We start from the raw sequence: 19,245 nt of genomic DNA, 5'->3' as shown, positions 1-19,245 counted from the left end.
GGAAATCTAACCCGCCGAACCCCCCGACTCGGGGACACGCAGGTCAAGCGCCGATTCCTATGGTTGCCTCGACTCAAGGAGGTTGGATGGACAGGCGATCGCCCACCGTCGTCGCTTCGGTTCTGCCCGCGGATTTCTCAGATCTCGGCGAGGAGCTCCGCAACGTGGAGAAGGCCGGTGTCGACCGCGTCCAGTGGGACGTGATGGACGGCCGGTTCGTGCCGAATCTGACCTTCGGCCCCGACGTGATCGCCGCCAACCGGCCCCATGTCGCCATGGGTTTCGAGGCGCACCTCATGGTCGACGATCCCGACCCGATGTTGAACCGCTGGGTGCAGGCCGGGTGCGAGATCGTCATCGTGCACGCCGAAGCGACCCGCCATCTGCACCGAACGTTGTGCGCCATCGCGGACGCCGGGGCACGGGCCGGCGTGGCACTGAATCCTTCCACGCCGCTGGAAGCGGTGACCAATGTCGTGGACCTGATGGATCTGCTGTTGGTCATGACGGTGAGCCCCGGTTTCGGCGGTCAGCGGTACATCGCCTCGATGGAGACCAAGATCGCCGCGGCCCGCGAACTGATCGACCGCAGCGGGCGCGATATCGAACTGGAGGTGGACGGCGGGATCGGCGTATCGACCATCGGCCGGGCCGCGGCGGCTGGGGCCGACGTGTTCTGTGCCGGCTCCGCGTTGTTCACCGGGCCGGACACGATGGCCGATCGGGTCACCGCCCTGCGTGACGCCGCCCTGGGCCAGGAGCAGAACCGATGACCGGCGCCGCCACCACTCGCGACACGACCGCCATCACCGAGATCGACCAGATGGCCGTCACCACGCTCCGGTTTCTGGCGGCCGACGCGGTGCAGGCCGCCAACAGCGGACACCCCGGGCTGCCGCTGGGCACCGCCCCACTGGCCTGGACACTGTGGTCCCGCCACCTGCGCCACGATCCCGCCGACCCGGCGTGGCCCGACCGTGACCGGTTCGTCCTGTCGGCCGGACACGGTTCGGCGCTGCTGTACGCGCTGCTGCACGTCTTCGGTTACGGGGTCACGGCCACCGATCTCGCGCAGTTCCGCCAACTCGACTCTCGCACCCCCGGCCATCCCGAACACGGCCAGACACCGGGGGTGGAGACCACGACCGGCCCGCTGGGGCAGGGCATGGCCAACGCGGTCGGCATGGCGCTCGCCGAGCGGATGCTGGCGGCGCGCTGCAATATCGACGGGCACCGGGTGGTCGACCACCGCACCTGGGTGCTCGCCGGTGACGGTGACCTGATGGAGGGCATCAGCCACGAGGCCGCATCCCTTGCCGGGCGGTTGGGGCTCGGCCGGCTGACCGTCCTCTTCGACGACAACAACGTGACCATCGACGGCGCTGCCGACCTCAGCTGCGCCGACGACGCCATGGCGCGTTTCGCCGCCTACGGCTGGCACACGCTCGCGGTCGACGACGGTAACGACATCGCGGCGATCGACCGGGCGCTCACGGCGGCGCGCGACGAGGAATCCGCACCCACCTTCATCCGGGTGCGCACCACGATCGGGTTCGGGGCCCCCGGCGTCGAGGGAACGTCGAAGGCGCACGGCAGCCCCCTCGGCGTGGAGACGATCGCCGCCATGCGCTCGCGCTGGGAATGGCCGGCAACCGCATTCCATGTTCCCGACGAGGTGGCCGACCTGGTCACGGATCTCGCGGGGGCCGCTGCCGCCGTGCGCGACGAGTGGGTTCGCGATCACGACGCCTGGGCCGGCGCGCATCCGCAGCTGGCGCAGGACCATCGGCTGGGCACCATACCGGCGCCTCCGCCGGGTGCGCTCGACATGCGCACGCTGCCGGACCAGCCCGTCGCCACCCGGCAGGCATCGGGTGCCGCCCTGGTCGACCTGGCGGCCCGATACCCCGCACTGGTCGGTGGATCGGCAGACCTGGCCGCCTCGACCAACACCGCGATCCCGGGCGGTTCGGTCAGCAGCCTCGATTATGCCGGCCGGACAGTGCATTTCGGCATCCGGGAGCATGCCATGGCGGCGGCCATGAACGGCATCTCCTTGCACGGCGGGCTGCGACCGTTCGGCAGTACCTTCCTGGTGTTCGCCGACTACCTGCGGCCCGCGCTGCGGCTGTCGGCACTGATGCGCCAGCCGGTGATCTACATCTTCACCCATGACTCGGTGTACGTCGGTGAGGACGGGCCCACCCATCAGCCGGTCGAGCAGGTCGAATCGCTGCGGTTGATCCCCGGACTGACGGTGTTGCGCCCGGCGGATGCCGCCGAGACGGTGGTCGCCTGGGATATCGCCGCCCGGAACCTGTCGGGACCGACCGCCTTGATCCTGACCCGGCAGAATCTCCCGCAGCTGGGCGGCGATCTGGACGAGACGCGCAGCATCGGGGCGCGCACCGTGCGCTCGGCCGACCGACCGGACGTCGTCCTGGCCGCCAGTGGGTCAGAGGTGGTCCTGGCGCTGGACGCGGCGGAATTGCTCGGCACGCGGGGGATCGCGGCCGCGGTGATATCGGTGCTGTGGCGTGAACGATTCGCCGACGCGATGGCCGCCGACCGGTCGGTGCGGCCCGATGTGCCCGTGGTGTGGATCGAGGCCGGGGTGCCGACGGGATGGCTGGCGCTGGCCGAGGACCGCGACGATGTGGTGGGAATCGATCGGTTCGGGGAGAGCGGCCCCGGTGCGCAGGTGGCCGCGCACCTCGGCCTCACCTCGGATGCGGTGGCTGCCGCCGCGGTCGGCGCGGTCGAGCGGGCATCGGTCACCGGCTGAGGACATCGGTTGCCCGACAAGAGATTCAGAATGGTCCGCGCATCAACCGGCCGGCACCGCCCGGTGATGCTGGCGGTTGCCGGCGACAGCGCCGCCGGCAAGCGGACGCTGACCGCCGGCCTGGTGGCGGCATTGGGGCCGGACCGTTGCGCGTCCTTCTCCGCGGATGACTATCAGCGCTTCGATCGTGCCGAACGACGCGGTCTGACGGTGACGTCGGTCCATCCGGACAGCAACTACGTCGACGTGCTCGAACAGCACCTGCAGTTGCTGGCGACCGGACAACCGGTGCTCAAACCCGTGTACGACCATTCCGTCGGCCGGCGCAGCCGCCCGGAGTTGTTCGAGCCCAGGGAGTTCGTCATCGTGCACGGCGTCTTGCCGTTGTACACCAGGCTGTCGCGAGCCTGCTTCGATGTCGCGGTGTACCTGGATCCCGCGGAGGACGTTCGGCGAAGCTGGAAGGTCCGGCGCGACATCGCGGTTCGTGGATACACCGCCGAACAGGTGGACGCCGCATGGGAAGCCGACGAGGGTACGTCCGCTCAGGTGATCCGCCCGCAGCGGTCGCACGCCGATATCGTGGTGCGCTTCGCGACGATCACCGGGCGCGACGACCCGCCCGGCACCCAGCTGTCGGCCGAGGTGCTGCTGCGGCCGACCGTGAGCCAACCCGACTTGACTCAGGTTCTGCAGCCGGCCGTCACCGGCACCGCTCACCTGCGCCTCACCCGGGACACCGACGGCAGGCCGGTGGACAGCTTGCACGTACACGGGTACGCGAGTCGGGAAGAGAACGCGATTGCCGAAAAGCTGCTCTGGGAGGCACTCGGTGATCCGAATGTGCAGGTGCCGGATGCGCTGGGGGACACGGGGTGCGGGACGCGCAGCACCCCGCTGGCGATCACCCAGATGATCCTGTTGCATCACCTGTTGCGCGGTTCGCGATAGTGGGCGCATCGTGACGCCACCGCTGCGCGCGGTGATCTTCGACGTCGACGGAACGCTGGCCGACACCGAAAAGGACGGCCATCGACCGGCATTCAACCAGGCCTTCGCCGCGCACGGCCTGGAGATCGTCTGGGATGTCGAGGAGTACGGGAAGCTGTTGCACATCACCGGCGGCGACCACCGGATCGAAGCCCACCTGAAAGCCCTGGGGTACGGCGATACCCGTCGACTGGCCGACGCGGTGCATGCGACCAAGACCCGGTTGGTCCGGGAGCGGATCCTGGCCGGCGCGATCACGGCCCGCCCCGGGCTGAACGATCTGATCAGCGGATTGGTGGCCGCCGGTATCAGGATCGCGGTCGCCACGACCGGCCGCCGCGCCTGGGTCGAACCCCTGCTGGGCCAGGTGCTGCGGGACCATCCGGCCGAGGTCGTCGTGACGGGTGACGACGTGACGCACCTGAAACCGCATCCCGAGGTATACCGCACCGCGCTGCAGCGACTCGGTATGAGGCCGGAGGAGGCCTTGGCGGTCGAGGATTCGGCCGTCGGTCTGCGTGCCGCCGCGGCGGCCGGTATCGCCACGGCGGTGGTGACCAACGGTTACACGGCCGGTCAGGACTTCACCGCCGCCGCGTGCGTGCGCCCCGAGTTCGATGGTCTCGAACCGCTGTCGAGCGCGGCGTGCGTGCGCGTGCATCACGACTGGTGGTCGGCCAGGCAGAATCGCGAAGCGGTTCACCGGTGATCGATGCAGACACCCCACTGGCCGACGAGCACGATTGTCTGCTAGTGGATCTCGACGGTACCGTGCACCGCGGCGCCGAACCGGTCGAGGCGGCGGTGTCCACCCTGGCCGAGGTCACCACGCCGACGTTCTTCGTCACAAACAACGCTTCCCGCGCACCGGACGAGGTTGCCGCACGGCTGCGCGGGATGGGTTTCGCACCGACCGCGCGGCAGATCGTGACCAGCGCGCAGTGCGCGGCACGGTTGTTGGCCGCCCGTCTGGGGCCCGGCGCCCGCGTGTTCGTCGTCGGAACGCAGGCGCTGGCGGCCGAAATACGATCGGTGGGCCTTACGCCGGTAGGTGCCGGGGACGATGACGAGGGCATCGTCGCGGTGGTCCAAGGACATTCACCGCATACCGGCTGGTCCGATCTCGCCCGGGCGGCGGTGTTGATCCGTGCCGGTGCCCATTGGGTCGCCACCAATGCCGACGTGACTCTGCCGACCGAACGAGGGCTGGTGCCCGGCAACGGATCGATGGTCGCCGCCCTGCGGGCGGCCACCGATCGCGAGCCGGTGGTGGCGGGTAAGCCGCGGCCGGCGATCGTGGAACATGTGTTGGCGCGCGGCGATTTCCGGGCGCCATTGTTGATCGGCGACCGACTGGATACCGACATCGCCTGCGCCAACGCCGCCGGGGTGCCGAGCGTGCTGGTGTGCACGGGTGTGAGCCGCCCGGCCGATCTGCTCGAGGTGCCACCGCAACGACGACCCACCCATCTGGCCGCGGATCTGCGGTGCCTGACCCGGCCGGGCGCGGCCACCCGGATCGCGAGCCAGCCGTCGTGGCGGGTCGCCATCCGGGACGATGTGGTGACGGTCGCCTCGGAAGGGATTTGGCCGCGCGACGACGGACTGGTCGTCGTGCGGGCCCTGGCCTGGGCGCTGTGGCAGGCCGGCGGTGCGGGCCGCCGACCGACGATCGTCGCCGGTGACGATCGGGCCCGGCAGGCGTTGCTCGCGGCGGGTCTGTCGCCCTAGAGACGCGCCCGGGCGTGATCGGCGGTGGCGCTGTCCAGCCAGCCTCGTGTGGTCAGTGCCTGCAGGAAGTCGGCATAGCGCTCACGCAGGACGGATCCCCTGGTGGAGTTCGGCGCGACGACGGTGCGGGTGCGGACCATCGCGGCGGCAACGTCTTTCGCGCACCGGCCACCAGATGTCGCGGCAAGGATCGCCATGCCCAGCGCCGGTTCGCTCTGCTCGGGGATCTGGATGTGCCTGCCGAGCAGGTCGGCACGCAGCTGCGTCCAGTACTCGTTGCGGGTGGCCCCGCCGGTGAACGTCAGATTCTCGATCGACGGCGCACCCAGCAGGTGGATCCGGTCGTAGCACAGCCGTTCCAGGCAGGCGACGCCGAGCAGCAGTGCGGCGAACATACCCGCGTCGTCGGCAGGGGTGCCGAGGACGAACGTCTCGGCGGCGGCCGCCCGGAACGGGAACCGCTCCCCGCGGGCGAGCAGCGGGTACGCCAACGGCCCGATGGGGACGTCGGCCGCCCTGCCGGTGAGTTCACCGAGGTCGGCGCCCCCGAACCAGACCGGGATCGCACCCGCCCCGCAGTTCGAGGCGCCCCCGGGAAGCCAGGTGCCGTCGGGCCCGCGATGTGAGTACAGCGCTCCGGCCGGATCGGTGATGAGATCGTCGGAGACACCTTTGAGGACCAGCGTGGTGCCGAGAACCGAATTCCACGAGCCGGTTTCGAGGCATCCCGCACCGAGTTGCGCGGCACACCCGTCCGTCATGCCCGCCACCACCGGTGTTCCGGCGCCGACTCCGGTGGCTGCGGCGGCTTCGACGCTCACCCGGCCGAGCACGGTTCCCGGTCTGACCACCGGCGGTAGGAGCGATGGCGGAATGCCGAGGCGCGTGAAAACCTCGTGCGGCCATCGGTCCTCGCCGACGTGATAGCCGGACTTGAGCGCATTGCCGGCGTCGGTGGGCACCGGGTGACCGACGAACCGGGCGGTGATCAGGTCGGCTTGATGGCACAGTCGCGGTGCGCGGTCCGCCAATGCCGGGTTGGTCTGCAGGAGCCAGAGTAGCTTCGGCAGCGCCCACGTCGGCTGCATGTGTGTATACCCGAGCGCCCACCAGACCGGTGCGCCGACATCGTCGACGATGCGGGCCTGCTCGACCGCGCGGGCGTCGTCGTACATCAGCGCCGCGGTGCATGGGCGCCCGGCGCGGTCGACGAGCAGGATGGTCCCCGACGTGGCGGCGACGGCCAGCGCCGCCACCGATCCCGCACGCACCCCGGACATCGCGGTCCTGGTCGCGTCGGCCACGGCGGTCCACCACTGCTCGGGATCCTGTTCGTGGTGCGAGAAGCTGCGGGTGCTCGTCAGCGGTGCGGAGCCCGCGCCGGCAACGGTGCCGTCGTCGTCGACGACCAGCGCGCGCACCTGTTGGGTGCCGACGTCTATCCCGAGCCAGAGCGGTTCTCGCGCCGTTGTCGGGTCGGGTCCGGGTGCCGACGGTGGGCCGATCCTGCGTGTAGCGATGGCCGTCCCGTCGTGAGCGGTCTCCGGATGTACACCGTCGACACCGAATGATTCCGGCCGACAGTACAAATCGACGACCTCGGGCGCATCCCCCAGGTGGGGGTGTGCTCCGGTGGGTCCGCGTCATCCGGTCAGGCGATGCCGAACTCCTTGATCTTCCGGTAGATGGTGGCGCGCGACATCCCGAGCGCCTCGGCGGCGATCGCCTTACTGCCGCAGTTCTCCTGCAGGCTGCGCACGATGGCGTCGCGTTCCAGGGCCTCCATCCGGGTGAGCCGGCGCCGGGCCAGCGAGCGGCACTCCGCGGGCAGCTTGTCGATGCCGATGGTGCCGGACCGCTGCAGGGCCACCGTCTCGGCAAGAACCTTGCGCAGCTGGGCGACGTTGCCGGGCCACGGTAGCTTCGCGAGTTGGCGCATGGCCTCGGGCGCCAACTGCACGTCGGCGCCCCGGGTCAGTTCCCGTAGCAGCGCCGGGACGAGTTGCTCGAGATCCTCGATCCGGTGCCGCAGTGCGGGCACGGTGACCGTGTGGGTGAAGAACGGCAGCAGCAGCGCGTCCACCATCGGGGAGCGCTGTTCGGTGCCCATGGTCGCGGCCAGCCAACCCCGGCCCGCGCGGGTCTGCAGCACCGCCGCCAGCGGGTCCAGCGAATCATCGGGCAGCGCATCGACATTGGCGATGATCACCGCGAAATCGTCGCCGTCGGTCTCGGCTTCCACCTCGGCGATGACATCGTCGGTGGTGGGGAAGTCCTCGGCGCGCAACACCCGCACCGTGCGTGACGGATTGACATGCTGGGCGACCGCCTGACCGAGCCGTGCCCGTCCGGAGCCGCGCTCGCCTTCGATCACCACCCAATCCCGGTCGCGGCAACAGCGGTCGACCTGCTGACAACTGCGCAGCCACGAGCTGCTGCGCCCGGCGAGACGGGGGATCGCCTCCGCGGAACCCCGCCCGGCAATCGCGAAGTGGTTGTTCAAGTGAACGTGGAACACCGCGCTGCGCTGTGCATTGCGCGCCGTGATCGTCTCCGCAACAGTCATTTTCACGCTGACGCCGGTCGGCAGTGCGATGATGGCCGTCGACTGATCGCCACCGTGTGCCATCTCGGCGGCATGGTCGAGCAGCGTGCTCTGGTCGCCGGCGTCGAGCGTCCGGCGCAGATAGGGGTTCATCAGCACGACGTCGCCGCCGATGGCCAGCACGCCACCGGGATACCGGCGGGTGTGCTTGAGATACGCCTCCAAGAGTGCGGTTTCGCTCTCGTTGCGTAACGCGGTCAGCCGGTCCTCGATCTGGCTGCCGGCACTCTTGGCCAGGACGAACAACAGCGGGTCGGACTGGCGGGCCCAGCAGGTCAGGTCGACGACACCCAGCACCCGTCCGGTCACCGGATCGCGGATGGGCGACCCGGCGCAGGCCAACTGGTCCAGCGTTTCGACGTAGTGCTCACTGCCGCGGATGAAGGTGGGTGTGCCGGTTTCCAGCGTGGTGCCGATGCCATTGGTGCCCGCGAACTCCTCGGCGTAGCTGTAGCCGCGTACCAGCCGGACCTCGTCGAGCGCGCGCAGTATCGCCGGGTCGGACACCACCCGGTCGAGCACCACACCGTCGGCCGAGGTGAGGATCACGCTCACCGCCTGGGCGGCCAGATCGCTGGCGACTCGTCGCAGCACCGGCGTGGCCGCCGCCAGCAACGGTGTCTCGGGATCCGGCTCCCGCACGAAGGGCAACTCCACCCGGTCGGGATGCACGTCCAGTGCTTGCGATCGGCGCCACGAACTCAGCACATCGGGTGTGACCAGGCCGGTGTGGGCGGCGCCGCCGGCCAGGAACTCCTCCCGGGCCCGGCGCAAATCACCGGCGGTGCCGATGTTGTCGGCCATCTGCGGTACCTCGACGTCGAAGTGGGTGCCCTAGGAGAATAGACCCCGGCGCTGTGACGCGCGTCTCAAAATGAGACGCCCTGACCGTGCGCCGTCAGTGTGACCCACATCTCATAGTGAGACGGCTATGGGCGTTGTCCCGGGGTTGCATCTGTGTGCATCACCACCGCAGCCCAGCGGTGGCCCGCACACAGGAGGCGCACTTTGAGTAGGCAAAGCCTGACCAAGGCCCATGCAAAGATCACCGAGCTCTCGTGGGAACCGACGTTCGCCACACCGGCCACCCGATTCGGCACGGACTACACCTTCGAGAAAGCTCCCAAGAAGGACCCCCTCAAGCAGATCATGCGGTCCTACTTCCCGATGGAAGAGGAGAAGGACAACCGCGTGTACGGCGCCATGGACGGTGCCATCCGCGGCAACATGTTCCGGCAGGTTCAGCAGCGCTGGCTGGAATGGCAGAAGTTGTTCCTGTCGATCATCCCGTTCCCGGAGATCTCCGCGGCCCGCGCGATGCCGATGGCCATCGACGCGGTGCCCAATCCGGAGATCCACAACGGCCTGGCCGTACAGATGATCGACGAGGTTCGGCACTCCACCATCCAGATGAACCTCAAAAAGCTGTACATGAACAACTACATCGACCCCGCCGGCTTCGACATCACCGAGAAGGCGTTCGCCAACAACTACGCCGGCACCATCGGGCGCCAGTTCGGCGAGGGCTTCATCACCGGCGATGCCATCACGGCCGCCAACATCTACCTGACGGTGGTCGCCGAAACCGCCTTCACCAACACCCTTTTCGTCGCCATGCCGGACGAGGCCGCGGCCAACGGCGACTATCTGCTGCCCACCGTCTTCCACTCCGTGCAGTCCGACGAGTCGCGGCACATCTCCAACGGATACTCGATCCTGCTGATGGCGCTGGCCGACGAGCGCAACCGCCCGCTGCTGGAACGCGATCTGCGTTACGCGTGGTGGAACAACCATTGCGTGGTGGACGCTGCGATCGGCACCTTCATCGAGTACGGCACCAAGGACCGGCGCAAGGACCGGGAGAGCTACGCCGAGATGTGGCGGCGCTGGATCTACGACGACTACTACCGCAGTTACCTGCTGCCGCTGGAGAAGTACGGCCTGTCCATCCCGCACGACCTGGTCGAGGAATCGTGGAAGCGCATCGTCGACAAGCACTACGTGCACGAGGTGGCCCGGTTCTTCGCCACCGGCTGGCCGGTCAACTACTGGCGCATCGACACCATGACCGACACCGACTTCGAGTGGTTCGAGGAGAAGTACCCCGGCTGGTACGCCAAGTTCGGCCGCTGGTGGGAGGCGTACAACCGGCTGGCCTACCCGGGCCGGAACAAGCCCATCGCCTTCGAAGAGGTCGGCTACCAGTACCCGCACCGCTGCTGGACGTGCATGGTGCCGGCACTGATCCGGGAGGACATGGTCGTCGACAAGGTGGACGGCCAATGGCGGACCTACTGCTCGGAAACCTGCCACTGGACCGACGCGGTGGCGTTCCGGGGTGAGTACGAGGGGCGACCGACGCCGAATATGGGCCGGCTCACCGGGTTCCGGGAATGGGAGACCCTGCACCACGGCAAGGATCTCGCCGATATCGTCTCCGATCTCGGTTACGTCCGCGACGACGGCAAGACCTTGATCGGCCAACCGCACCTGGATCTGGACCCGAGCAAGATGTGGACGCTCGACGACGTCCGAGGCAACACCTTCAACAGCCCGAACGTGCTGCTCAACGAGATGAGCGACGACGAGCGGCAGGCGCATATCGCCGCCTACCGCGCCGGTGCTGTCACCGCCTGATCACCCCGTACTCCGGTGGGTGGCGCTCCGCCTGGTCCTGCGCCGCCCACCGGATCCCACCCGAGAACGCCAACGCCTGTGAGGAGGCACGGTGGCTGACACCCATCGCATCAGTTTCGAACCGGTGGACATCGAGATGGATGTCGCCGAGGACGAGAACATCCTGGACGCCGCGTTTCGGCAGGGCATTCACCTGATGCACGGCTGCCGCGAGGGCCGCTGCTCGGCCTGCAAGTCCTATCTGCTCGACGGCGATGTCCAGATGGACAACTATTCGACGTTCGCCTGCAACGACGCCGAGGTCGAAGAGGGCTATGTGCTGCTGTGCCGGTCGCACGCCTTCAGCGATTGCACGATCGAATTGCTGAACTTCGACGAGGACGAGCTCCTGGGCGGTGTGCCGATCCAGGATGTCCGCACGCACGTCACCGCGATCGAGCCGGTGACCCGCGACATCGTGTCGCTGCGGCTGTTGGCCGTCGAACCGGCCACCTTCGAGTTCCGAGCCGGCCAGTACGCCGACATCCACATCCCGGGCACCGATGAACACCGGTCCTTCTCCATGGCGAGCACCGCGGCCACGCCGGGACAGGTGGAGTTCCTGATCAAGAAGTACCCCGGCGGCAAGTTCTCCGGATTGCTGGACGACGGGATCAGCGTCGGTGACGAACTGACCATCACCGGGCCGTACGGGACCTCCACACTCAAGGACGGTCACATCCTGCCGGTCATCTGCATCGCCGGCGGCGCCGGGATGGCGCCGGTGCTGGCCCTGCTGCGGCACATGAGTGAGACCGCGAGCCCGCGCGCCGTGCGGTTCTACTACGGCGCCCGGACCGCGGCCGACCTCTTCTACCTCGACGAAATCGCCGAGGTAGGGGCGGGTTTGGTGGATTTCACCTTCACCGCCTGCCTGTCCGAGTCGATGGCCGGTGCGCTCCCCGACACGGTGACCGTCGAACACGGCAACGTCACCGACGTCGTCGCCCGGCACGAAGGCGATATCGCCCGATCGGAGATCTATCTGTGCGGGCCGCCTCCGATGGTCGATGCCGCCCTCGAGTTGCTCGACACCCACGCCGTGCCCAAAGACCAGGTGTTCTACGACAAGTTCACCAGCCCGATCTTCGACTGACCGGTTGCAGCCCCACAGAGAGAGAAAACCATGTCCACAGCCCCCACGCCCACCACGACGAAGCAACGCAGCTTCCCCAAGATCGAGTTCACCGACTCGGAGGCGGGGGCACTGGAGTTCCCCAGTTCGCGAAGCCGGAAGTTCACCTACTATCAGCCCGCCAAACTGCGCTCCACGATGTACGAGGACGTCACCGTCGACGTCCAGCCCGACCCGGAACGGCACCTGTCCCAGGGGTGGATCTACGGATTCGGCAACGGTCCCGGCGGTTACCCGCAGGATTGGACCGTCGCCAAATCCGCCAACTGGCATGCGTTCCTGGACCCCAACGAGGAATGGGACCAGACCATCTACCGGAACAACACCGCGGTGGTCAAGCAGGTGGAACTGTGCCTCAAGAACGCCAAGCGGGCCAAGGTGTACGACGGGTGGAACGGTGCCTGGCTGACCTTCCTGGAGCGCAACGTCGGAGCCTGGATGCACGCCGAGAACGGGTTGGCACTGCACGTCTTCACCTCCATCCAACGGTCGGCCCCGACCAACATGATCAACACCGCGGTGGCGGTCAACGCCGCCCACAAGATGCGCTTCGCGCAGGATCTGGCGCTGTTCAATCTCGACTTGTCCGAAGAGGCACCGGGTTTCGACGGCCAGGCGCACCGACAGGTCTGGCAGTCCGCCTCCGAATGGCAGCCCACCCGCGAGGTGGTCGAGCGGCTGACCGCCGTCGCGGACTGGTGCGAACTGCTGTTCGCCACCAACATCGTGTTCGAACAGCTCGTCGGCTCGCTGTTCCGCAGTGAACTGGTGATGCAGATCGCCGCGCGCAACGGCGACTACATCACCCCCACCATCGTCGGTACCGGTGAGCACGACTACGACCGCGACCTGGCCTACACCCGAAACCTCTTCCGGTTACTGGTCCGTGACGAGGAGTACGGCGAGTCCAACAAGAAGCTGTTCTCGTCCTGGCTGTCCACGTGGGTGCCGCGCTGCCTGGCGGCCGCCCGTGCGCTGCAGCCGCTGTGGTCGCAGCCGGCCGAAAAGACGATCACGTTCGCGGCCAGCCTCGGCGCCGCCGAGGAGAAGTTCACATCCCTGCTCGAGGCAATCGAGCTCGATACCCCTGAGGAGTTGGTCAAGTGAGCATGCAGTTCGGATCGGCCACCGAGTTCTCCAACAAATGCGGTGTGACACTGATGAATACGCCGATCGGCCGGGTCGTCGCCGACGTGATGGGCGCCAAGGAGGGGGTGGAGCTCACCGAGTATCCCTCCATGATCCGGGTCGACGGCGAACGGTTGCTCGACTTCGACTATGCGGAGCTCACCGATGCCCTCGGTGAGGAGTTCGACGGCTCGATCTTCGAAGAGATCAGCTCCACCCATTACGGGCGCATGGTGCACCTGGACGACAAGACGCTGCTGTTCGCCAGCCCAGAAGACGCCGCCGAGTACATCGGCTTCGACCTCACCGCGAAATAACCCCACCACCAAGGAGCCTCGATGTACACCAAGGACGGCAACTCCTACTTCATCGTCGACGGGCACGTCCACATCTGGGACGGCCGCGCGTCGAACCACAAGAACGTGCACGGAAAGCAGTTCATCGACTGCTTCTACGACTACCACCGCAACCTGTCACCGGCGGACGCGCTGTGGGACTACGACACCTACACCTATTACGGCGGTGAACGGTTGATGCGCGACCTGTTCGTCGACGGCTACGTGGACCACGCCATCTTCCAGGCCACCCTGCTCAGCGACTTCTACGTCAACGGATTCGGCCAGACCGAGGAGGCGTTCGGCCTGGCCCGCCGCCACCCCGACAAGCTGACCTACAACCACGCCTACGACCCACGGCACGGTGAGGCGGGCCTGGAGCAGCTGCGTCGCGATGCCGAGCGCATGGGCCTGCAGGGCGTCAAGCTCTACACGGCGGAATGGCACGGCGATTCCCGCGGCTACAAGCTCGACGATCCCTGGTCGCGGCGCTACCTCGAAGAGTGCATCGCGCTCGGTATCCGAAACATCCACGTACACAAGGGTCCGACGATCCGGCCCTTGGACCGGGATTCCTTCGACGTCGCGGATGTCGACAAGGTGGCCACCGACTATCTCGAGCTCAACTTCATCGTCGAGCATGTCGGACTGCCCCGGTTGGAGGACTTCTGCTGGATCGCGACCCAGGAATCGAACGTCTACGGCGGGCTGGCCGTCGCGCTCCCGTTCATCCACACCCGGCCGCGCTACTTCGCCCAGATCATCGGGGAGCTGCTCTACTGGCTGGGCGAGGACCGGATCCTGTTCGGCAGCGATTACGCCCTGTGGACCCCCAAGTGGCTGGTGGAGACGTTCGTCGACTTCGACATCCCGGAGGACATGCGGTCGGAGTATCCGTCGATCACCGTGGCGCAGAAACAGAAGATCCTCGGCTTGAACGCCGCCGCCCTCTACGGCCTGGACGTCCCCGCCCAGTTCCGCGAACAGGACAGCGCCGCCGCCATCGCCGAGGCGGTCCCGCTGTGACCGCGATGCTGGCCGCGGTCGATGCCCTGGTGTGGGCGGCACTGGACACGGTGCTCGATCCGGAACTGGACCAACCGATCACCGAGCTCGGCTTCGTCAGATCGGTGGCGATCGACGACACCGGTGTCACCGTGCACCTGCGGCTGCCCACGGCATTCTGCTCGCCGAACTTCGCCTATCTGATGGCATCGGACGCCGTGGACGCCCTGCGGCTGGTCGAGGGCATCGGGGAGGTGCGGGTGCTGCTCGACGATCACCACGACAGCGACAAGATCAATGCCGGACTGGCCGCCGATGCGGGCTACCTCGGCACGTTCGGGTCCGAGGCGGTCGAGAGCCTCGACGAGCTGCGGAAGACCTTCCAGCGCAAGGCCCACACGGCGGCCATGGAACGCTGCGTGGTCGGCGCCATCCGCGCCGGCCGCTGCACACCCGAGGACATGCACCGGTTGACGCTGCGGGACCTCCCGGACGGCGACCAGAAATCGGCGCTGCTGCGGCGGCGGTTCACCATCGGATTGAGCACCTGTGCCAACAGCCGGGTGCTGGTGGACGAGGACGGCCGGCCGCTGCGCCCCGAGCAGGCGCCGATGCGGCTGCGGTTCGCGCGGTCGGTGCGGATCTCGATCGAGGGAAACGCGCATTTCTGCCGGGGTCTGCTGGCCACCCGTTACGGCGAGAAGGACACGTCGGCAACACAATTCACCAATACCAGAACCAGGAGTCCGCGATGAAGGCAGTCCAGGTGGTCGGGTACCACACCAAACTGCAGATGACCGACGTGCCGGCCCCGACCGTCGAAGGGCCACTGGATGTGGTGGTCCGCATCGGCGGTGCGGGTGTCTGCCGCACCGACCTGCACATCCTGGAAGGCCAATGGGCCGAGAAATCGGGTGTCACGCTGCCCTACACCATCGGTCACGAGAACGCCGGGTGGGTGCACGACGTGGGTGACGCGGTGACCAACGTGGCCCCGGGGGACAAGGTGATCCTGCATCCCCTGATCACCTGCGGGCTGTGCCGGGCGTGCCGCTTCGGCAATGACGTCCACTGCGAGAACAACAAGTTCCCCGGCATCGACACCAACGGTGGGTACGCCGAGTACCTGCGCACCACCGCCCGCAGCGTGGTGCGGATCGACGAATCGCTGGAGCCTGCCGACGTGGCGGCCCTCGCCGATGCCGGCCTGACCGCCTACCACGCCGTCGCCAAGGTGGCGCGGACCACCCGGCCCGGTGATGTGTGCGTGGTGATCGGCGCCGGCGGTCTCGGGCACATCGGCATCCAAGTGCTGAAGGCGATCTCGGGTACCACCGTCGTCGTGGTCGATCGCAACCCGGCCGCGGTGGCGCTGGCCGTCGAGATCGGCGCCGACCGGGGCATCGTCGCCGACGGCACACACGTCGAGCAGATCCGTGATCTCACCGGCGGACACGGTGCCGAGGCCGTCCTGGACTTCGTCGGTGAGGGTGGCGCAACCAAGGAAGGCGTCGCCATGTTGCGCCGCGCCGGCAACTACTTCGTGGTCGGCTACGGCGAGAACATCGATGTCCCGACCATCGACATCATCTCGACCGAGATCAATTTCATCGGCAATCTGGTGGGTTCCTACAACGATCTGCAGGAGCTGATGACGCTGGCCGCCCAGGGCAAGGTCACGTTGCACACCAGCAAGTACGCGCTCGACGACTTCCAAACCGCGCTCGACGATCTCGATGCCGGCCGGGTGCGCGGCCGCGCGATTCTCGTGCCGTAACCCGGATCCGAAAGACCGACAGAAAGGAACAGGCCATGGCCAAGGAACTGCGGTACAACACCGATGCCCGTGCCCGGCTGGAGTTCGGCGTCAACGCGCTGGCCGACGCGGTCAAGGTCACGCTCGGCCCGAAAGGGCGAAATGCGGTGCTGGAGAAGCTGACCGGTCCGCCCACCATCACCAACGACGGTGTCACCATCGCCCGGGAGATCCAACTGGCCGACCCGTTCGCCAACATGGGCGCCCAGTTGGTCAAGGAGGTCGCGATGAAGACCAACGGTGTCGTCGGTGACGGCACCACCACCGCCACCGTGCTCGCCCAGGCGATGGTCCGGGAAGGGTTGCGGGCCGTCGACGCGGGAGCCAACCCCATGCGGCTGCGCAAGGGTATCGAACGCACCGTTCCGGTGGTGCTGCAGGCGCTCACCGAACAGTCCGTCCCGGTGGGCGGCGGTGACCTGCTGCGCATCGCCACCCTGGCGGCCAGCGACGACGAGACCATCGGCGAAGCGATCTTCCGGGCGGTCGAACACGTCGGTGAGGCCGGGGTGATCACCACCGAGGAGGGCGATGAGCTCGGGCTGACGGTCGACGTGGTGGACGGCATCGAGTTCGACCACGGCTACATCTCGGCGTACATGGTCACCGATCCCGAACGGATGGAAGCCGTCCTGGAGCATCCACTGATCCTGCTGACCAACCGCAAGATCACCGCGGTGCAGGACATCATGCCGGCCGTCGAAGCGGCCAAGCGCGCCGACCGCCCGCTGCTCGTGCTCGCCGAGGACGTCGACGGACCGGCCCTGCAGCTGTTGGTCGGCGGCAACATGCACCGCACCATGCAATCGGTGGTGGTCCGGGCGCCGGGTTTCGGGCATCGCCGGGTGGCCGAACTCGAGGACCTGGCCGTGGCGCTGGGCGGTCACGTCATCGCCAAGGACACCGGTATCGAATTGTCCGAAGTGCTCGGCGAACATCTCGGATCGTGTGAACGCGTCACCGTCACCGAGGAACAGACCACGATCGTCGGGGCACATGGCGCCCAGCGGTTGGTGGACGCCCGCGTCAGCCAGCTGGAAGCTCAGCGCGACCGCGCCAGGATCGACGCCGATCGCGACAACCTTGAGCTGCGGATCGCCCGGTTGACGGGGCGCGTGGCCGTGATCCGGGTCGGCGGTGCGACCAGCGTGGAGCTCAAGGAACGGATGTTGCGTGTCGAGGATGCGTTGGCGGCCACCAGAGCGGCGATGCAGGCCGGCATCGTGTCCGGCGGGGGGACGGCGCTGGCCCAGGCCCACCGTGCGCTGGCGGGGTTGCAGCTGCCCGGCGACGAAGCGGTCGGGACCCAGGTGGTCAGCCGGGCCCTGGCCGAGCCGCTGCGCTGGATCGCGCACAACGCCGGTTTCGAGGGTGACGACGTCGTCCAGATCGTGCAGGATCTTCCGCTCGGCCACGGATTCGACGCGCTGACAGGCGAATACGGCGACATGTTCGAGGCAGGGGTGATCGACCCGCTGAAGGTGACCCGTGCCGCGTTGGAGAGCGCCGCGTCCATCGCCGCCCTGCTGATCACCACCGAGACCGCGGTGGTCGAGCAGGTGATCGGTAATCCGGGAGCCATCATCGCACCCGGTTTCGGTGACCTGGCCGAGGGCATGGTCCGTCCCTCGAACATCTACTGAAAGCCGGATCCGACGTGAAAGCGCTTGTGTACCACGGCTCAGGGCAATCATCCTGGGAGTCCGCGCCGGACCCCGGGATCCGGGAACCCACCGATGCGGTGGTGCGGGTGGATGCGGTCACGATCTGCGGCACCGACCTGCACATCCTCAAGGGTGACGTGCCCGAGGTGACCCCGGGACGGATATTGGGCCACGAGGCGGTCGGCACTGTCGTCGACATCGGGCGATCGGTGACGCGGGTACGGGTCGGTGATCGGGTGCTGGTGTCGTGTGTCAGCGCCTGCGGGTCGTGCCGGTATTGCCGGGCCGCCGCGTTCGGCCAGTGCCTGGGCGGCGGCGGGTGGATCCTGGGCCACCTGATCGACGGCACGCAGGCGGAATACGTCCGGGTTCCGTTCGCGGACAACTCCACCTTCACGATTCCCGACGGAGTCGGCGACGAGCAGATGATCCTGCTGGCCGACATCCTGCCGACGGCATACGAGGTGGGCGTCCTCAACGGTCGGGTCCGGCCCGCCGATGTGGTCGCCGTCGTCGGTGCCGGGCCGATCGGTCTCGCGGCAATCCTGACCGCAAAACTGTTCAGCCCCAGGCATATCGTCGCGATCGACCGCGCCGAGAGCAGGTTCGATGCGGCGCGCAAGATCGGTGCCGACACGGTGGTCAACAATGCGATCGACGACCCCGCAGTGGTCATCGCCGAATTGACCGAGGGACTGGGCGCCGATGTGACCATGGAGGCGGTGGGCATTCCGGCCACCTTCGAACTGGCAACCGAACTGGTCAGACCCGGTGGACACGTCGCCAACATCGGGGTGCACGGTAGCTCGGTGACCCTGCATCTGGAGACGCTGTGGAGCCGGAACCTGACGATGACCACCGGTCTGGTGGATACCTACTCGACACCGACTCTGATCGAGTTGATCGCGGCCGGTCAGCTGGATACGTCGACGCTGATCACTCACCGTTTCGGACTCGACGAGTTCGAGACGGCCTATGACGTGTTCGCCCGCGCCGGGGACACCGGCGCGCTCAAGGTACTCCTGGAAGGAACACACCGGTGATCTTCATCGTGGTCAAGTTCGACGTGGCGCCGCAGCGGCGGGACGAATGGCTGTCGACCACTGCCGATTTCACCGCCGCGACCCGAGCCGAACCGGGCAACCTGTGGTTCGAATGGTCGCGCAGCGTCGCCGACGATGCGGAATACGTCCTGGTGGAGGCCTTCCGCGATCAGCAGTCCGGCATCGAGCACGTGCGATCCCAACATTTCCGCGACGGACTCGCGGCCATGCGTCCACTACTGGCCCGCACACCGCGGATCATCAACGTCGAGGTCGACGGTGACGATTGGTCGGAGATGGGCGAACTGCGGATCGAGTGAGGCGCCGGAGCC

General features: G+C 67.6%; 17 protein-coding genes. 15 read left to right on the top strand and 2 right to left on the bottom strand.

Annotated elements, in window-relative coordinates:
• The first annotated feature begins 86 nt into the window (after positions 1-86).
• Genes rpe through BN977_RS02980 form a run of 5 tightly spaced genes read left to right on the top strand, consistent with a single transcriptional unit; the run spans position 87 to position 5,506 of the window.
• Positions 87-773, top strand: coding sequence for a ribulose-phosphate 3-epimerase (rpe, locus tag BN977_RS03000; RefSeq protein ID WP_036396285.1), 687 nt, complete (start codon positions 87-89; stop codon positions 771-773).
• On the top strand, positions 770-2,785 hold the full coding sequence (gene tkt, locus BN977_RS02995; protein WP_051560991.1) for a transketolase: 2,016 nt from the start codon (positions 770-772) through the stop codon (positions 2,783-2,785). Before rpe ends, tkt begins: the two co-directional genes overlap by 4 nt.
• 30 nt (positions 2,786-2,815) lie before the next feature.
• Positions 2,816-3,736, top strand: coding sequence for a phosphoribulokinase (locus BN977_RS02990; protein ID WP_046872748.1), 921 nt, complete (start codon positions 2,816-2,818; stop codon positions 3,734-3,736).
• Between the two features lie 10 nt (positions 3,737-3,746).
• Positions 3,747-4,484, top strand: a complete 738-nt coding sequence (locus BN977_RS02985) for an HAD-IA family hydrolase (protein WP_024452654.1) — start codon at positions 3,747-3,749, stop codon at positions 4,482-4,484.
• On the top strand, positions 4,481-5,506 hold the full coding sequence (locus BN977_RS02980; protein WP_234709491.1) for an HAD-IIA family hydrolase: 1,026 nt from the start codon (positions 4,481-4,483) through the stop codon (positions 5,504-5,506). The genes BN977_RS02985 and BN977_RS02980 overlap by 4 nt, the downstream gene beginning before the upstream one ends.
• Here BN977_RS02980 and BN977_RS02975 read toward each other — a convergent pair.
• Both BN977_RS02975 and BN977_RS02970 read right to left on the bottom strand, forming a co-directional pair.
• Positions 5,503-6,948 carry an FGGY-family carbohydrate kinase gene (locus BN977_RS02975; protein ID WP_036398312.1) on the bottom strand — a complete coding sequence of 482 codons (1,446 nt, stop codon included), beginning with the start codon at positions 6,946-6,948 and terminating at the stop codon, positions 5,503-5,505. The two genes, BN977_RS02980 and BN977_RS02975, sit on opposite strands and share 4 nt — an antisense overlap.
• Positions 6,949-7,157: 209 nt before the next feature.
• Complete coding sequence (locus BN977_RS02970; RefSeq protein ID WP_036396284.1) at positions 7,158-8,915, bottom strand: sigma-54-dependent Fis family transcriptional regulator; 1,758 nt, start codon at positions 8,913-8,915, stop codon at positions 7,158-7,160.
• Positions 8,916-9,119: 204 nt separating this feature from the next.
• Between BN977_RS02970 and BN977_RS02965 the strand changes: the two genes are divergently transcribed.
• The 10 genes from BN977_RS02965 (at position 9,120) to BN977_RS02920 (ending at position 19,233) form a co-directional block, all read left to right on the top strand.
• Positions 9,120-10,748 carry an aromatic/alkene/methane monooxygenase hydroxylase/oxygenase subunit alpha gene (locus BN977_RS02965; RefSeq protein ID WP_024452650.1) on the top strand — a complete coding sequence of 543 codons (1,629 nt, stop codon included), beginning with the start codon at positions 9,120-9,122 and terminating at the stop codon, positions 10,746-10,748.
• Between the two features lie 91 nt (positions 10,749-10,839).
• The gene (locus BN977_RS02960) at positions 10,840-11,883 is read left to right on the top strand and encodes a 2Fe-2S iron-sulfur cluster-binding protein (protein ID WP_036396280.1); all 1,044 of its coding nucleotides are present in this window, start codon (positions 10,840-10,842) and stop codon (positions 11,881-11,883) included.
• Between the two features lie 30 nt (positions 11,884-11,913).
• Positions 11,914-13,029, top strand: a complete 1,116-nt coding sequence (locus BN977_RS02955) for an aromatic/alkene monooxygenase hydroxylase subunit beta (RefSeq protein WP_036396277.1) — start codon at positions 11,914-11,916, stop codon at positions 13,027-13,029.
• Positions 13,026-13,367, top strand: coding sequence for a propane 2-monooxygenase effector subunit MimD (gene mimD, locus BN977_RS02950; protein ID WP_036396275.1), 342 nt, complete (start codon positions 13,026-13,028; stop codon positions 13,365-13,367). The genes BN977_RS02955 and mimD overlap by 4 nt, the downstream gene beginning before the upstream one ends.
• 21 nt (positions 13,368-13,388) lie before the next feature.
• Positions 13,389-14,411, top strand: coding sequence for an amidohydrolase family protein (locus BN977_RS02945; protein ID WP_036396273.1), 1,023 nt, complete (start codon positions 13,389-13,391; stop codon positions 14,409-14,411).
• Positions 14,412-14,416: 5 nt separating this feature from the next.
• Complete coding sequence (locus tag BN977_RS02940) at positions 14,417-15,145, top strand: iron-sulfur cluster assembly protein (RefSeq protein ID WP_051561438.1); 729 nt, start codon at positions 14,417-14,419, stop codon at positions 15,143-15,145.
• The gene (locus tag BN977_RS02935; protein ID WP_036396269.1) at positions 15,142-16,167 is read left to right on the top strand and encodes an NAD(P)-dependent alcohol dehydrogenase; all 1,026 of its coding nucleotides are present in this window, start codon (positions 15,142-15,144) and stop codon (positions 16,165-16,167) included. The genes BN977_RS02940 and BN977_RS02935 overlap by 4 nt, the downstream gene beginning before the upstream one ends.
• A 35-nt stretch (positions 16,168-16,202) precedes the next feature.
• Positions 16,203-17,849 (top strand): chaperonin GroEL, encoded by a 1,647-nt coding sequence (gene groL, locus BN977_RS02930; RefSeq protein WP_024452643.1) that lies wholly within the window; start codon positions 16,203-16,205, stop codon positions 17,847-17,849.
• Positions 17,850-17,863: 14 nt separating this feature from the next.
• Positions 17,864-18,913 carry a zinc-dependent alcohol dehydrogenase family protein gene (locus tag BN977_RS02925; RefSeq protein WP_036396268.1) on the top strand — a complete coding sequence of 350 codons (1,050 nt, stop codon included), beginning with the start codon at positions 17,864-17,866 and terminating at the stop codon, positions 18,911-18,913.
• Positions 18,910-19,233, top strand: a complete 324-nt coding sequence (locus BN977_RS02920; RefSeq protein ID WP_036396266.1) for a putative quinol monooxygenase — start codon at positions 18,910-18,912, stop codon at positions 19,231-19,233. The genes BN977_RS02925 and BN977_RS02920 overlap by 4 nt, the downstream gene beginning before the upstream one ends.
• The last annotated feature ends 12 nt before the right edge of the window (positions 19,234-19,245 follow it).

It is taken from the genome of Mycolicibacterium cosmeticum (genome assembly GCF_000613185.1).
Lineage (GTDB): Bacteria > Actinomycetota > Actinomycetes > Mycobacteriales > Mycobacteriaceae > Mycobacterium > Mycobacterium cosmeticum.
This window is presented reverse-complemented; position numbering and strand designations above follow the sequence as displayed.

Coding starts and splice junctions, on each gene's coding strand:
- rpe (WP_036396285.1), top strand. CDS start 87: ATGGACAGGCGATCGCCCACCGTCGTCGCTTCGGTTCTGCCCGCGGAT.
- tkt (WP_051560991.1), top strand. CDS start 770: ATGACCGGCGCCGCCACCACTCGCGACACGACCGCCATCACCGAGATC.
- BN977_RS02990 (WP_046872748.1), top strand. CDS start 2,816: ATGGTCCGCGCATCAACCGGCCGGCACCGCCCGGTGATGCTGGCGGTT.
- BN977_RS02970 (WP_036396284.1), bottom strand. CDS start 8,915: ATGGCCGACAACATCGGCACCGCCGGTGATTTGCGCCGGGCCCGGGAG.
- BN977_RS02955 (WP_036396277.1), top strand. CDS start 11,914: ATGTCCACAGCCCCCACGCCCACCACGACGAAGCAACGCAGCTTCCCC.
- BN977_RS02945 (WP_036396273.1), top strand. CDS start 13,389: ATGTACACCAAGGACGGCAACTCCTACTTCATCGTCGACGGGCACGTC.
- BN977_RS02940 (WP_051561438.1), top strand. CDS start 14,417: ATGCTGGCCGCGGTCGATGCCCTGGTGTGGGCGGCACTGGACACGGTG.
- BN977_RS02935 (WP_036396269.1), top strand. CDS start 15,142: ATGAAGGCAGTCCAGGTGGTCGGGTACCACACCAAACTGCAGATGACC.
- groL (WP_024452643.1), top strand. CDS start 16,203: ATGGCCAAGGAACTGCGGTACAACACCGATGCCCGTGCCCGGCTGGAG.